This window comes from Pseudomonas sp. KBN12P06040 (genome assembly GCF_037574965.1).
Classification (GTDB): Bacteria; Pseudomonadota; Gammaproteobacteria; order Pseudomonadales; family Pseudomonadaceae; genus Pseudomonas; species Pseudomonas aeruginosa.
This window is the reverse complement of the sequence record NZ_JBBELS010000001.1, coordinates 6,198,457-6,213,115: the sequence shown is the minus strand read 5'-3', so window position 1 is coordinate 6,213,115 and position 14,659 is coordinate 6,198,457. Positions and strand designations below refer to the sequence as shown.

The 14,659-nt window shown below is 66.5% G+C and carries 14 protein-coding genes; 9 read left to right on the top strand and 5 right to left on the bottom strand.

Annotated elements, in window-relative coordinates; genetic code table 11:
• Positions 1-343: 343 nt before the first annotated feature.
• The gene (rpmB, locus tag VQ067_RS29215) at positions 344-580 is read left to right on the top strand and encodes a 50S ribosomal protein L28 (RefSeq protein ID WP_003096556.1); all 237 of its coding nucleotides are present in this window, start codon (positions 344-346) and stop codon (positions 578-580) included.
• A gap of 11 nt (positions 581-591) precedes the next feature.
• Positions 592-747: a 50S ribosomal protein L33 gene (gene rpmG, locus VQ067_RS29210; protein ID WP_003096555.1), complete on the top strand. Its 156-nt coding sequence runs from the start codon at positions 592-594 to the stop codon at positions 745-747.
• A 136-nt stretch (positions 748-883) separates the two neighbouring features.
• On the opposite strand, the gene VQ067_RS29205 is transcribed toward rpmG, so the two are convergent.
• Complete coding sequence (locus tag VQ067_RS29205; protein WP_003096551.1) at positions 884-1,246, bottom strand: cupin domain-containing protein; 363 nt, start codon at positions 1,244-1,246, stop codon at positions 884-886.
• Positions 1,247-1,311: 65 nt separating this feature from the next.
• Positions 1,312-2,646 carry an aspartate aminotransferase family protein gene (locus VQ067_RS29200; protein ID WP_033991420.1) on the bottom strand — a complete coding sequence of 445 codons (1,335 nt, stop codon included), beginning with the start codon at positions 2,644-2,646 and terminating at the stop codon, positions 1,312-1,314.
• Positions 2,647-2,875: 229 nt separating this feature from the next.
• Here VQ067_RS29200 and VQ067_RS29195 point away from each other — a divergent pair, with 229 nt between their 5' ends.
• Positions 2,876-4,369: an aldehyde dehydrogenase gene (locus VQ067_RS29195; protein WP_003098285.1), complete on the top strand. Its 1,494-nt coding sequence runs from the start codon at positions 2,876-2,878 to the stop codon at positions 4,367-4,369.
• A gap of 146 nt (positions 4,370-4,515) precedes the next feature.
• On the top strand, positions 4,516-5,679 hold the full coding sequence (locus VQ067_RS29190) for an MFS transporter (protein ID WP_003096541.1): 1,164 nt from the start codon (positions 4,516-4,518) through the stop codon (positions 5,677-5,679).
• A gap of 3 nt (positions 5,680-5,682) precedes the next feature.
• On the opposite strand, the gene VQ067_RS29185 is transcribed toward VQ067_RS29190, so the two are convergent.
• The 3 genes from VQ067_RS29185 to dadR form a co-directional block, all read right to left on the bottom strand.
• Positions 5,683-7,272: a phospholipase D family protein gene (locus tag VQ067_RS29185; RefSeq protein WP_019485946.1), complete on the bottom strand. Its 1,590-nt coding sequence runs from the start codon at positions 7,270-7,272 to the stop codon at positions 5,683-5,685.
• An 85-nt stretch (positions 7,273-7,357) separates the two neighbouring features.
• The gene (locus VQ067_RS29180) at positions 7,358-8,677 is read right to left on the bottom strand and encodes an NAD(P)/FAD-dependent oxidoreductase (RefSeq protein ID WP_033991418.1); all 1,320 of its coding nucleotides are present in this window, start codon (positions 8,675-8,677) and stop codon (positions 7,358-7,360) included.
• A gap of 177 nt (positions 8,678-8,854) precedes the next feature.
• Entirely contained in the window at positions 8,855-9,343 is a 489-nt protein-coding gene (dadR, locus tag VQ067_RS29175) for a transcriptional regulator DadR (RefSeq protein WP_003096535.1), read from the bottom strand.
• A gap of 153 nt (positions 9,344-9,496) precedes the next feature.
• Between dadR and VQ067_RS29170 the strand changes: the two genes are divergently transcribed.
• From VQ067_RS29170 to VQ067_RS29150, 5 genes are all read left to right on the top strand, one after another.
• Positions 9,497-12,064, top strand: a complete 2,568-nt coding sequence (locus VQ067_RS29170) for a YdbH domain-containing protein (protein ID WP_033991416.1) — start codon at positions 9,497-9,499, stop codon at positions 12,062-12,064.
• Positions 12,065-12,084: 20 nt separating this feature from the next.
• On the top strand, positions 12,085-12,276 hold the full coding sequence (locus VQ067_RS29165) for a YnbE family lipoprotein (protein WP_003096523.1): 192 nt from the start codon (positions 12,085-12,087) through the stop codon (positions 12,274-12,276).
• Between the two features lie 12 nt (positions 12,277-12,288).
• The gene (locus VQ067_RS29160; RefSeq protein ID WP_003096521.1) at positions 12,289-12,633 is read left to right on the top strand and encodes a YdbL family protein; all 345 of its coding nucleotides are present in this window, start codon (positions 12,289-12,291) and stop codon (positions 12,631-12,633) included.
• A gap of 356 nt (positions 12,634-12,989) precedes the next feature.
• Entirely contained in the window at positions 12,990-14,288 is a 1,299-nt protein-coding gene (dadA, locus tag VQ067_RS29155) for a D-amino acid dehydrogenase (protein ID WP_003098274.1), read from the top strand.
• On the top strand, positions 14,263-14,616 hold the full coding sequence (locus VQ067_RS29150; protein ID WP_003098273.1) for a RidA family protein: 354 nt from the start codon (positions 14,263-14,265) through the stop codon (positions 14,614-14,616). Before dadA ends, VQ067_RS29150 begins: the two co-directional genes overlap by 26 nt.
• Positions 14,617-14,659 lie beyond the last annotated feature (43 nt).

Genomic DNA, 14,659 nt, shown 5'->3' with positions numbered 1-14,659 from the left:
TCGAACGGTTAACATGCCCATCCGCAGCGGTTGGGCGCAGTCATGCAAGGCCGTTGGCGGCCTTGAATCGCTACCCTAGACCATGCGGCGGGCAGCGACAACGAGGCAAGGCGACGAACGGCCGCGGTGCGAAGCCCGCAGCGAGGCGGGCCGCGGCTGCGCCATGGGCCTTCGCCCTTGCGGCGCGGGGCGCCTTTCTGATATAAAGCTGCGCTCTTTTCTGGGGCCACGCTCTCCTTCGTCGGGATGCAGCGGGTAAGACCCCGGTGAAACTGAGTATCGAACTTGAGTTAAAGCAGCCAACCCATGCCGGGTTGGGCATGAGGTTATAGAGGGCTGAGGCATGTCTAGAGTCTGTCAAGTAACCGGTAAGGGTCCGGTTACCGGGAATAACATTTCCCACGCACACAACAAAACCCGCCGCCGTTTCCTGCCGAACCTGCAGCACCACCGTTTCTGGGTCGAGTCCGAGAAGCGCTTCGTACGTCTGCGCGTTTCCGCCAAGGGCATGCGTATCATCGACAAGCGTGGCATCGAGGCCGTCCTGGCTGACCTGCGTGCCCGCGGCGAAAAATTCTAAGGAGCTGAATCATGCGTGAATTGATTCGTCTGGTGTCCAGCGCCGGTACCGGCCACTTCTACACCACCGACAAGAACAAGCGTACCAAGCCTGAGAAGATCGAGATCAAGAAGTACGATCCGGTCGTTCGTCAGCACGTGATCTACAAGGAAGCCAAGATCAAGTAATTGATCCGGCACCTTGCGAAAAGCCCGCCATCCGGCGGGCTTTTTCATTTCCGGCGTACGAACTCCCGGGCTGGCGCACAAAAAAGCCCGCCAGGTGGCGGGCAAGGGTAACAAGCATTCGGGATGAAGCCGGGGCTCAGGCCTTGGCTTCGAAGATCACATAGACCTTGCGACAGGCTTCGAGCACTTCCCAGGTGCCCTGGAAGCCGGCGGGGATCACGAAGCGGTCGCCGGCGCGCACGGTCTTGGCGTTGCCGTGCCGGTCGCGCAGCACCGAGACGCCCTGGATGATCTCGCAGTACTCGTGTTCGGTGTAGTTCACCGTCCACTGGCCCACGGCGCCTTCCCAGATACCGGCGTTGAACTGCCCGCAGGGGCTGCCGTAGTGGTTGCGCACGCTCTGTTTCGGGTCGCCCTTGAGGATTTTCTCCGGCGCCGGGCTGTAGTGCTCCGGAGCGCTGTTGGCCTGGGCGAAGTCGACGATCTGTTCGATGTTCATGCTGACTCTCGGTTCTTGTGGTTCTGGCCAGTTGGAGGCAGGGCGGCGCCAGCCGCCCGCCTGGATCAGACGCTGGCGCGGATGGCCTGGGCCAGGCGCTCGACGATCTGGTCGATGTGGGGCTTGTCGATGATCAGCGGCGGCGACATGGCGATGATGTCGCCGGTCACCCGGACCATCAGGTCGTGCTCCCAGAAGCAGCGCTCGAAGACGTCGTAGCCGCGCTTGCCGGGGCCGTCCGCGTGCGGCGCCAGTTGCACGCCGCCGACCAGGCCGACGGCGCGGATGTCGACCACGTTGGGCAGGTCGCGCAGGCTGAACAGCGCGTCCTGCCAGTAGCCTTCCAGTTCGACGGCCCGCTGGAACAGGTCGTCGCGACGGTAGATGTCCAGGGTCGCCAGGGCGGCGGCGCAGGCTACCGGGTGGCCGGAATAGGTATAGCCGTGGAAGAACTCGATGGCGCCCTGCGGGCCTTGCATGAAGGCGGCGTGGATCTTCTCGTCGACGAATACGGCGCCCATCGGGATGCTGCCGTTGGTCAGCCCCTTGGCGCAGGTCAACAGGTCCGGGACGACGCCCCAGCGCTGCGCGGCGAAGGCTTCGCCGACGCGGCCGAAACCGGTGATCACTTCGTCGAAGATCAGCAGGATGCCATGCTTGCGGGTGATCTCGCGCAGCCGCTGAAGGTAGCCTTTGGGCGGCAGCACCACGCCGGCCGAGCCGGACATCGGCTCGACGATCACCGCGGCGATATTCTCGGCGCCGTGCAGGGTCACCAGGCGTTCCAGCTCCTCGGCCTTTTCCGCGCCATGCTCGGGCAGGCCGACGGTGAAGGCGTTGCGGGCGACGGCCAGGGTGTGCGGCAGGTGGTCGACCCCCGGCAGCAGGTTGGCGGAGAAGGCCTTGCGGTTGTTGACCATGCCGCCTACCGACAGGCCGCCGAAGCCGACCCCGTGGTAGCCCAGTTCGCGGCCGATCAGGCGGGTGCGGGTGCCCTGGCCGATGGCGCGCTGGTAGGCAAGGGCGATCTTCAGCGCGGTGTCCGCCGATTCCGAGCCGGAGTTGGTGAAGAACACTTTGTTCAGGCCCGGCGGGGCGATTTCCGCCAGCCGCGCGGCGAGTTCGAACGGCAGCGGGTGACCCATCTGGAACGGCGGGGCGTAGTCGAGGGTGGCGATCTGCCGGGCCACCGCTTCGCTGATCTCGCGCCGGCCGTGGCCGGCATTGCAGCACCAGAGGCCGGCGGTGCCGTCGAGGATGCGGCGCCCGCCCTGGGCGATATAGTGGATGCCTTCGGCGCTTTCCAGCAGGCGCGGCCGCGCCTTGAACTGGCGGTTGGCGGTGAAGGGCATCCAGAAGTTGTCGAGTCTGCTCGACTGCGGCTCGTTATTCATTGTCATAGGGCCACCCAGGTTGCACGCGAGGGATGAAGACGCTAGTCCGGGCGAGTCTATGTTTAAAATAATGAACGTGACAAGGGAGTTAGAGGGGTTCCTGTCAAATATATTGAAAACAGGCGCTGCTCTGGTTTAGGGTGGCGGACACCACGGGCCGCGCGCCCGCCTTGCAGAATCTGACAGCGCGCCTGTCTCCCAGGCGCCCAGAACACCAATAAGAGGACACGTTGTCATGACCACCCTGACCCGCGCCGACTGGGAAGCCCGCGCCAAAGACCTGAAGATCGAAGGCCGCGCCTTCGTCAACGGCGAATACAGCAACGCCGCCTCCGGCGAGACCTTCGATTGCCTGAGCCCGGTGGATGGCCGCTTCCTGGCCAAGGTCGCCAGTTGCGACCTGGCCGATGCCGAGCAGGCGGTCAAGGTCGCTCGCAATGCCTTCGATTCCGGCGCCTGGTCGCGCCTGGCGCCGGCCAAGCGCAAGCAGACGATGATCCGCTTCGCCGATCTGCTGCTGGAGAACGCCGAGGAGCTGGCCCTGCTGGAAACCCTGGACATGGGCAAGCCGATCAGCGACTCGCTGCACATCGATGTCGCCAGCGCCGCCAACAGCCTGCGCTGGAGCGCCGAGGCGATCGACAAGATCTATGACGAAGTCGCCGCCACTCCCCATGCCGAGCTGGGCCTGGTGACCCGCGAGCCGGTCGGCGTGGTCGCCGCCATCGTGCCGTGGAACTTCCCGCTGCTGATGTCCTGCTGGAAACTCGGTCCGGCCCTGGCCACCGGCAACTCGGTGATCCTCAAGCCCTCCGAGAAGTCGCCGCTGACCGCCATCCGCATCGCCCAGCTGGCCGTCGAGGCCGGCATTCCGAAAGGCGTGTTCAACGTGCTGCCGGGCTACGGCCACACGGTAGGCAAGGCGTTGGCACTGCACATGGATGTCGACACCCTGGTGTTCACCGGTTCGACCAAGATCGCCAAGCAACTGATGGTCTATGCCGGCGAGTCGAACATGAAACGCGTCTGGCTGGAGGCCGGCGGCAAGAGCCCGAACATCGTCTTCGCCGACGCCCCGGACCTGAAGGCCGCCGCCGAAGCCGCTGCCGGCGCCATCGCCTTCAACCAGGGCGAAGTCTGCACCGCCGGTTCGCGCCTGCTGGTGGAGCGCTCCATCAAGGACAAGTTCCTGCCCCTGGTGATCGAGGCCCTCAAGGGCTGGAAGCCGGGTAACCCGCTGGATCCGGAAACCAACGTCGGCGCGCTGGTGGACACCCAGCAGATGAACACCGTGCTGTCCTACATCGAGGCCGGTCACAACGACGGTGCCAAGCTGGTTGCCGGCGGCAAGCGGACCCTGGAAGAAACCGGCGGCACCTACGTCGAGCCGACCATCTTCGACGGCGTGACCAATGCGATGAAGATCGCCCGCGAGGAAATCTTCGGCCCGGTGCTCTCGGTGATCGAGTTCGAGGATGCCGAGGAGGCCGTGCGCATCGCCAACGACACGCCCTATGGGCTGGCGGCGGCGGTCTGGACCAGCAACCTGTCCAAGGCGCACCTGACTGCCAAGGCCCTGCGCGCCGGCAGCGTCTGGGTCAACCAGTACGACGGCGGCGACATGACCGCTCCGTTCGGCGGCTTCAAGCAGTCGGGCAACGGTCGCGACAAGTCGCTGCACGCCTTCGACAAGTACACCGAGCTGAAGGCGACCTGGATCAAGCTCTGATCGCCTAGGTCGGCCTTTCCGGGCCGGCTCTCTCGAGCCACACCCGCGGCCGGGTTTCCTTCTGGAAGCCCGGCCGCTGTGCTTCGTGCGCCGGATATATCCGCTCGCCCCGGCAAGGCTTCCGGGGTGCCAACGGGAGAATCGCAATGCGTTGGGGAAGCTATTTCGCCGTCTGTTCCGCAGTCATCAGCATCGGCCTCGCCCTTGGCCTGACCATGCCGCTGGTCTCGTTGCGCCTGGAGAGCTGGGGCTACGGCAGTTTCGCCATCGGCGTGATGGCCAGCACGCCGGCAGTGGGCGTGCTGCTCGGCGCGATGATCGCCGGGCGCCTCGCCGCGCGCGTCGGTACGCCGCGGCTGATGCAGTTGTGCCTGCTCACCGGGGCAGCCTCCATCGGCCTGCTGGCGCTGCTGCAGAGCTACCCGGTATGGCTGTTGCTGCGCCTGCTGATCGGCGTGCAGCTCACCGTGGTGTTCATCCTCGGGGAAAGCTGGATCAACCAGTTGGCGGTGGAGAAGTGGCGTGGCCGGCTGGTCGCGCTGTACGGCACCGGCTACGCCCTCAGCCAACTGTCCGGGCCGGTACTGCTGACCTTCATCGGTACCGCCGACGACCGTGGCTTCTGGTTCGGCGTCTGCCTGCTGATTGCTGGCTCGTTGCTGCTGCTGGGCCGCGGCGGTGCGCCCAGGGTCGATCCGCACAGTGCCTCCGGGCGCGGTTTGTGGGCCTTCTGCCGGGGCCTGCCGGCGATCGCCTGGGCGGTGGTGTTGTTCGCTGCCTTCGAGGCGATGATCCTCACCCTGCTGCCGGTCTACGGGTTGCGCCAGGGCTTTCCGCAAGCGGTGGCGCTGGCCATGGTCAGTACCGTGGTGGTGGGCGATGCATTGTTGCAGCTGCCGATCGGCTGGCTCGCCGACCGGGTCTCGCGCAGCGGCCTGTTCGGCGGCTGCGGCCTGGTGCTGCTGCTGAGCAGCCTGGCGATTCCCCTGCTGCTGCAGACGCCGTTGATCTGGCCGCTGCTGGTGCTGTTCGGGGCCAGCGCCGGCGGGTTGTTCACCCTGGCGCTGATCCTGATCGGCGAGCGCTACCGAGACGATGCCCTGGTCCGGGCCAATGCCCATGTCGCGCAGCTATGGGGGATCGGCTGCCTGCTCGGCCCGCTGGCCACCGGCGCCGCCAGCCAGTGGATCAGCGGTCACGCCCTGCCGTTGATGATGGCGCTCGGCGCGGCGGGCTTCGTGGTGCTGGTGCGGCTGCGCGGGGCGATTCCGGCGGACGAGGAGGCGACCGGCCTGGAAGCCTCCGAGTGACCCTCAGAGCATCTTTTCCAGTCCGATCATTCCCGCGACCCAGGCGTTCAGGCGTCGCCACAGGCTACCCGGCTCGTGGCGCAGGACCTGGGCCCGGCCGTCGCGTTCGTCGATCCAGACCAGCTTCGGCCGGCTGCCGCTGCGGTCGATGCGAACCTGGTAGCTGACGCTCGGCGCCATGCCCTCCAGCGCCAGTTGGCGGACCTGCTCGGCCAGCAGCGGACTGTCGACGATGACCCCGACTTCGGTGTTCCACAGGATCGAGCGCGGATCGAAGTTGAACGAACCGATGAATACCTTGCGCCGGTCGAAGACCATCGCCTTGCTGTGCAGGCTGGCGCTGCTCGATCCGTGCAGGCGCCAGGGCGCGCCGCTCAGCGGCTGGTCGGGATTGGCGCGCAGCTCGTAGAGCTTCACGCCATGTTCCAGCAGCGCCATCCGATAGGGTGCGTAGCCGGCATGCACGGCGGGCACGTCGGTGGCTTCCAGGGAGTTGGTCAGCAGGCGCACGCGGACGCCGCTGTCGGCCTTGCCGGTGAGGTAGTTGAGACCGTCCTTGGCCGGAACGAAATACGCCGAGACCAGGATCAGTTCCTTCTGCACGCCCTTGAACAGGCCCGCCAGGTGCGGACTGAGCAATAGGTGCGGGTCGGGCTCGCCGCGGCTCAATACCTTCAGCGGCGCATCCCAGATCGCCTCGGCGCGGGCCCAGGTGAGATTCTCCAGCCAGTTGCCCAGGCGTGGCTGGTCGCCGCGGTCGAACAGGTGGCGGATGTAGCCGGACTCCTTCACCGACTCTTTGCGCAGGTAGCGCTGCAACTTGCGTCGGGCCGACTCCAGCTCGCCGGGATAGGGCGCGCGCCAGAGGAAATCCTCGATCGGCCGGCTGATGGCGCTGTTCCAGTACTGGTCGAAGCTGTGCGAGAGCTGGTTGGCGATGGGGCCGACGCCGAGCAGGTCGAGGTCGGTGAAGTTCATCTCCGGCTTGGCGTTGAAATACTCGTCGCCGAGGTTGCGTCCGCCGACGATGGCCGCCGTGCCGTCGGCCAGCCACAGCTTGTTGTGCATGCGCCGGTGTTGCTGGGACAGGTTGAACAGGCGGCCGACGCCTCGCGTGATGCCGGTGGCGCGGCCCAGGTGCAACGGGTTGAACAGGCGCACCTGGATGTTCGGATGGGCGGAGAGCACACCGATCTCGTAGTCCCAGCCATCGCTGGCGGTGTCGTCGATGAGGATGCGTACCCGCACGCCACGGTCGGCTGCCTTGAGCAACTCGTAGGCGAGGGCGCGCGTGGTCAGTCCGTCGTGGACGATGTAGTACTGGATGTCGAGGCTGCGCTGGGCTGCGCGAATCAGCGCCGCGCGGGCGACGAAGGCATCCTCGCTGGCGCCCAGGAGGTGGAAGCCGGACTGGCCGGGGTGGTCGCGTCCCTGGATTTCGGCCTGCCTGGCCAGCCAGGTACCCTCGGCGGGCAGTGCCGACGACGGTTGCGGCGGAGGAGTGCTGGCGCAGCCGGAGAGGGCCAGGAGGGCCAGCAGGAGGAATCGGCGAAGCAAGGACATCTCCCGTGGAAACTCGAACGACCGGCTCATCCCGGTCGTGCGAATTCTAGGAGTTTTCCTCGGAAGAGCGATGCCCCGCCTGATTTTTTCAGAATCCGCCGAGCCTCGGATGGGCTCAGCTACCGAGTTTTTCCTTCAGCCGGTACCAGGCCATGCCCAGCGCCAGCAGTGGCGAGCGCAGCAGCTTGCCGCCGGGGAAGGTGATGTGCGGCACCTTGGCGAACAGGTCGAAGCCGTCGCTCTGCTGGCCGCCGATGGCTTCGGCGAGCAACTGCCCGGCGAGGTGCGTGGCGTTCACCCCGTGTCCGGAATAGGCCTGGGCGAAGTACACGTTGGGCTGCCCCGGCAGGCGGCCGATCTGTGGCAGGCGATTGGCACCGATGCCGATCATGCCGCCCCATTGGTAGTCGATGCGGACGTTCGCCAGTTGCGGGAATACCTCCAGCATCTTCGGCCGCATGTAGGCGGCGATGTCGCTGGGGTCGCGGCCGGAATAATGGCAGGCGCCACCGAACAGCAGGCGGTTGTCGGCGGAGAGCCGGTAGTAGTCGAGGGCCACGCGCTGGTCGCACACTGCCATGTTCTGCGGCAGCAGTTGGCGGGCCAGTTGCTCGTCCAGCGGTTCGGTGGCGATCACGTAGCTGCCGGCCGGCAGTACCTTGCCGCCGAGCAGCGGGTTGAGGTCGTTCATGTAGGCGTTGCAGCCCAGCACCAGGGTCTTCGCCCGCACTTTGCCGGTGGCGGTATGCACCTGGACTTCCGCGCCGTAGTCGATGCGCGTCACCGGCGAGCGCTCGAACAGGCGGACGCCCAGCGACTGGGCAGCGGCGGCTTCGCCGAGGACCAGGTTGAGCGGGTGCAGGTGGCCAGAACCCATGTCCACCAGGCCGCCGACGTAGCGATCGGAGCCGACCACGCTGCGCATCTCCGCGGCCGGCACCAGGCGCATCTCGTGGCGATAGCCGAGGGCCTGGAGTTCCTCCATGTCCTCGCGGAAGCCCTGGTAGTCGCCGGGCTTGTTCGCCAGGTCGCAGTAGCCCCAGCGCAGATCGCAGTCGATGGCGTATTGCTCGACCCGGCGACGGACGATCTCCACCGCCTCCAGGCCCATCAGCTTGAGTGCCTTCACGCCGTCGGCGCCGATCACCGGGAGGAACTGCTCGACGTCATGGCCGACGCCGCGGATCAACTGGCCGCCATTGCGCCCACTGGCGCCCCAGCCGATCCGGTGCGCTTCCAGCAGGACCACGGAGAAGCCGCGCTGGGCCAGTTCCAACGCCGTGTTCACCCCCGAGAAACCGCCGCCGACGACGCACACGTCGGCCTGCTCTTCGCCGGCCAGGGGTGGGCACTCGATGCGTCGGTTGAGCGTGGCGGCGTAGTAGGAGGGGGCGTGTTGGGCGGTATGCACCGGCTGGCGAACGCGGGCGTTCATGTGTGAAATCCTGATTATTATGTGTGGAAAATTTGACGGAGCATAAACGTCAGTCGAGGCGCTCGCCAAGGGCGAAAAAGGAAAAAACTGCGAGGTGTTGCGGGGATCGTGTGCGGAAACGACGGTGTTTCCCGTCTATGCCGGGAGTCCTGGCGGACTCCCGGAAAGTGCCTTGGGTCAATCCGGAACCGGTAGGTCGAGCGATTCCTTGACCTCTTCCATGACGATATAGCTCTTCGACTCGCGTACGTGCGGCAGTTTCAGCAGGATGTCGCCGAGCAGCTTGCGGTAGGACGCCATTTCCGAGATGCGAGCCTTCACCAGGTAGTCGAAGTGGCCGGACACCAGGTGGCATTCCAGCACATGGGGCAGCTTGAGCACCGCCCGGCGAAACTCTTCGAAGGTATCGCCGGACTTGTAGTCCAGGCTGATCTCGACGAACACCAGCAGGCTGGCCTTCAGGTGCTGCGGATTGAGCCGGGCGTGGTAGCCCATGATCAGGCCTTCGCGCTCCAGGCGGCGCACGCGTTCGGTGCAGGGTGTGGTCGAGAGGCCGACGCGTTCGCCCAGCTCGGTGAAGGAAATGCGACCTTCCTCCTGCAGGATGCGGAGGATGTTGCGGTCGATCTTGTCCAGCTCGCGCTTGCTCTGATGCTGGGTACGCATGGATGGAGGCTCCCCGTCTGGCTCGGAAAATCCGGAAATTTTCCGCCAATATAACGTCGAAAGCAGGGAAAAACACTGGCCGGGGAAAACGCCTTGATCTTGCACGAGGGCCCCGCCACCCTTGGCCGGGTCGGCAACGGACAGAGGTAGGACATGCGTTTGCGCAGAAGGACGACGTTGCTGCTGGTATTTGCAGTGCTGTTGCTGCTGGCGTTCGGCTACGGCTGGCATGCCTGGCGCAGCCTGTTGCGCGAGCAGGGGGTCGAGCGCCTGGAGTGGCAAGGCCTGGGCCTGTCCGCCGAAGGCATCGGGCTGCGACGGCTGGCGCTGGAGCGGCGCGGCGCGGATGGCGCCAGCCTGCGACTGGACGTGGAACACGCGCTGCTGCGCTGGCCCGGGCTGTCGGGCTGGCGTCCGCGTCTACCCGGCCTGCGCGTGGAGCAAGTGGCGCTCGCCTGGCAACCGGCTGCCGCGAGTTCCGACGACGACTCCGCTGCGCTGGACTGGACGTCCCTGCGCGAGACCCTCGCCTGGCTGCCGGAACAGATCCACCTCGAACGCTTCCATCTCGACCTGCCTTGTCCCGCCGGCCGCTGCGAGCAGGACGGCGGACTGGACATCGGCCGCCCGTCGGGAGCGCTGTTTCCGCTGGCTGCGCAACTGCGCCTGCAACAGGAGGCGCAGCAGGCCCAGCTCGACGCCCAGCTCTTCGAGGAGCCTACCGGCTGGCGCCTGCGTGCGCGCGCGCAACTCGACCGGCAGGCGCTGCTGACGCTGGACAGCCAGCTCGCGCCGTCCGATGGCGACGGCCTCTGGCAGGGGCGCCTGGAGGCGCCCGGCCTGCCGGACACCCGTGGCCTGGTGGTCTGGCTCAATCGCTGGCTGCCGGAAGCGCAGCGCCTGCCCGACGCACCGCAAGCCCTGCGTCTGCAAGCGGACTGGACGATCCGCCTGGCGCCTGGCCGCGACTGGCTGGAGCCGCGCCGGGTGCTCGACGGCGGTGGCTCGGCGGCGCTGCTGGTGCAGGCTCCGCAAGCCTGGCCGCTGCCCGGTCTGGGTAATGTACAGGGCGAACTGCAAGTCCAACTGGATGGAGACGAGGGCGCCTGGTTGCCACGCCAGCTGCGCAGCGACTTGCGCCTGAGCCAGTTGCACGGCGAGTGGTTGCAGGCGCTGCCGGCCGAGTTGCGGCCGAGCGCGCTGGGCTTGCGCAGCGAGCCGCTGGAGCGCGATGCCGATAGCGTCACCGCGTTGCGCCTGGCGTTCACCAGCGAGGGCGCGAGTACGCTGAAGCTGGAGACTCGGCTCGACCTGCTGGGCATCTCGCCGTGGGCCGCCAGGCTGGTGGAGGGTCGCTTGCAGGTGGACGCGCCGCGCCTGCAATACCTGGGCTGGAAAGCCGAGCGACTGGTCGCGGAGATTCCCCTGGAGGGCCGGCTGGACGGGCAGCGCGCCAACCTCTCCTTCGGCAGGGGCGCGCGGTTGCAGGCGGCGTCCCTGGCCGAGCCGTCGACGCTGCACCTTGGCCAGCCCCGCCTCAATCTCGCCGGGACCGCTCTCGAACTGGCCTACCAGCCGCTGGCGCTGCATTTCGCCGGGCCGCTGCAGGCGCAGGTCGGACAACTCCGCCAGGCCAACCTCAAGCCGTTGGCCTGGACCTTCGAGGGGCCGCTCGACACCACCCTCGAGCGCACCAGCCTGAAGGGACGGCTGAGCAACGGTGCGGGGCTGGCGGCGGACTTCCAGCTGCAGCGCGATGCGAAGACGCCCCTGGCACTCTCCGCCAAGCTGGCCGAGGTGTTCTTCCGTACCGGCAATCCGCTGGCCGCGACCCTCGCCGACTGGCCGGGGCTGCTCGAACTGGGCAATGGGCGCGCGACCGCCGCGGCCGGCTGGAAGCTCGACGCGGCGGGTGGCTCGTCCCTCGACCTGGACCTGACCCTGAAAGGCCTCGACGGTATCTACGACCGCAGCGAGCTGAAGGGGCTGGGCGGCAGCCTGGCCTTGCGCCTGCGCGGCGGTCAGTTGAGCCTGGACAGCCCCGGCCTGAGCCTGGCCGAGGCCAATCCCGGCCTGCCGCTGGGGCCGGTGAGTTTCCGCGGGCGCTACGAGGCCCCGCTTTCCGCGCCGGGCAGCGGCCGTTTGAGCTGGCAGACGTTGCAGAGCGGCCTGTTCGGCGGGCAGGCCTCGGTCCCCGCGGGGAGCATCCGCCTGGGTCAGGCCGAGCAGAAGTTCGCCTTGCGTATCCAGGGCATACAACTCGGCGAGATTTTCCGGGTCTATCCGGCGGAGGGCCTGGCCGGCGAAGGCACCCTGGACGGCGAACTGCCGCTGATGCTGAACCGCTGGAAGCCCAGCGTCTCCGGCGGCCAGGTCAAGGCCCGCGAGCCCGGCTACCTGCGCTTCCGCTCGGCGAAGATCGAGGCGCTGGGGCGCAGCAACCCGGGGATGAAGCTGGTCGCCGATGCCCTCGACGATTTCCACTACGACGTCCTGCAAAGCAGCGTCGATTATCATGAGAACGGCAAGCTGTTGCTCGGCCTGCGCTTGCAGGGCAGCAACCCGGACCTGGAGAAGGGGCGCCCGGTCAACCTCAACGTCAACCTGGAGGAGGATATCCCGGCACTGCTGACCAGCCTGCAACTGAGCGACCGGGTCAGCGAAACCATTCGCCAACGTGTGCAGGAGCGCATGCAGAAACGCAAGGCTTCGGCGCCATGAGCCATACAGGAGAACCCCCGATGCGCCTCTGCGCTCTATTCGCTGTCCTGCTGCTGGGCAGCCTGACGATGGCCTGCACGCCCACCGTGCAGCTGGCGGCTCCCAGCGAGCCGATCAACATCAATCTCAACGTGAAAATCGAGCACGAGATCTACATCAAGGTCGACAAGGCTCTGGACGGCATCATCAACGAGAACAGCGGCCTGTTCTAAAGGAGCGGATCCATGACAACCCGTAGCAAACTCGGTATCGCCCTGCTGGCCCTCGGCATCAGCCTTTCCGCCATGGCGATGGACCTCGGCCAGGCCATGTCGGCCCTTGGCGGCGCCAAGGCCCAGGGCCTGGTCGGCGAGCAGGCGGACGGTTACCTTGGCGTGGTCAGCAACAGCGGCCAGGCGGCGGACATCGCCGCGCAGATCAATGCCGCGCGCCGCGCCGAATACCAGAAGGTGGCCAACAGCAGCGGCGCTTCGCTGGCCGACGTGGAGGCCATGGCCGGCAAGAAGGCGATGGAGAAAACCCCTGCCGGGCAGTACGTCCAGGTTGGCGGCAAGTGGGTGAAGAAATAGCGCGAAGGCTCTGCGAGCGCTCTGGGACGCTGCTCCGGTCGCAAGGGCCGGGCAGCGTCCGCGGGATTTTTCCTGTCGCGAGCGCTTCCCCCAGGGACTCCTGTCGTTTTCCATGGATTCTGCGACAGGCTTTCCCGAAAAAGCGGCTCCCGGCCTGAGTTCGATCATTTAAATATGCGGTATTTTTCCAGTTTTATGGTGGATGCGCCTCGGTAAAACCCCTCTTTGTCCGGTTTTTTACCTAAGTAGTCGCCTAAAATTGGTGATTATTTCTGCCTGCCTCTTCCTATACTGCGCGCATCTACACGCTCAAAATAACAAACGTCCGCGGTTCCTCCGCGACGTGGGAGGCGACAATGCGAGTTCTGGTCCTTGGCAGCGGTGTCATCGGTACCGCCAGTGCGTATTACCTGGCCCGAGCCGGGTTCGAGGTGGTGGTGGTCGACCGTCAGGACGGTCCCGCGCTGGAAACCAGCTTCGCCAACGCCGGCCAGGTGTCTCCCGGCTACGCTTCGCCCTGGGCAGCCCCGGGCATTCCTCTGAAGGCCATGAAGTGGCTGCTGGAAAAGCACGCGCCGCTGGCCATCAAGCTCACCTCCGATCCCAGCCAGTACGCCTGGATGCTGCAGATGCTGCGCAACTGCACCGCCGAGCGCTACGCGGTGAACAAGGAGCGCATGGTCCGCCTGTCTGAGTACAGCCGCGATTGCCTCGACGAACTGCGCGCCGAGACCGGCATCGCCTACGAGGGCCGCACCCTCGGCACCACCCAACTGTTCCGCACCCAGGCGCAGCTGGACGCCGCCGGCAAGGACATCGCCGTGCTCGAGCGCTCCGGCGTGCCCTACGAGGTTCTCGACCGCGACGGCATCGCCCGCGTCGAGCCGGCCCTGGCCAAGGTCGCCGACAAGCTGGTCGGCGCCCTGCGCCTGCCCAACGACCAGACCGGCGACTGCCAGCTGTTCACCACCCGCCTGGCGGAAATGGCCAAGGGCCTGGGCGTGGAGTTCCGCTTCGGCCAGAACATCGAACGCCTGGACTTCGCCGGCGACCGCATCAACGGTGTGCTGGTCAACGGCGAATTGCTCACCGCCGACCACTACGTGCTGGCCCTGGGCAGCTACTCGCCGCAACTGCTCAAGCCGCTGGGTATCAAGGCTCCGGTCTATCCGCTGAAGGGCTACTCGCTGACCGTGCCGATCACCAACCCGGAGATGGCGCCGACCTCGACCATCCTCGACGAGACCTACAAGGTGGCGATCACCCGCTTCGACCAGCGCATCCGCGTCGGCGGCATGGCGGAAATCGCCGGCTTCGACCTGTCGCTGAACCCGCGCCGCCGCGAAACCCTGGAAATGATCACCACCGACCTCTATCCCGAGGGCGGCGACATCAGCCAGGCGACCTTCTGGACCGGCCTGCGCCCGGCGACCCCGGATGGCACCCCGATCGTCGGCGCCACCCGCTACCGCAACCTGTTCCTCAATACCGGCCACGGCACCCTGGGTTGGACCATGGCCTGCGGGTCGGGTCGCTACCTGGCCGACCTGATGGCGAAGAAGCGCCCGCAGATCAGCACCGAAGGCCTGGATATTTCCCGCTACAGCAATTCCCCGGAGAACGCCAAGAATGCCCATCCAGCGCCAGCACACTAACGAACGTATGAGCCAGATCGTCGTCCACAACGGCACCGTCTACCTGGCGGGCCAGGTGGGCGAGGACATGTCCGCGGGCGTCGAGCAGCAGACCCGCGAGACCCTGGCGGCCATCGAGCGTCTGCTGGAAGAGGCCGGCACCGACAAGACCCGGATCCTCTCGGTGACCATCTACCTGAAGGACATCGACGCCGACTTCGAAGGCATGAACCGCGTCTGGGACCAGTGGCTGCCGCGCGGCGTCGCGCCGGCGCGCGCCACCGTCGAAGCCAAGCTCTGCGAGCCGGAGATCCTGGTAGAGATGTCGGTGGTCGCTGCGCTGCCCTGAGTTTTGTCTGGCCCGGCCGGAGAGCCGGGCTTTTTTTCGCCTG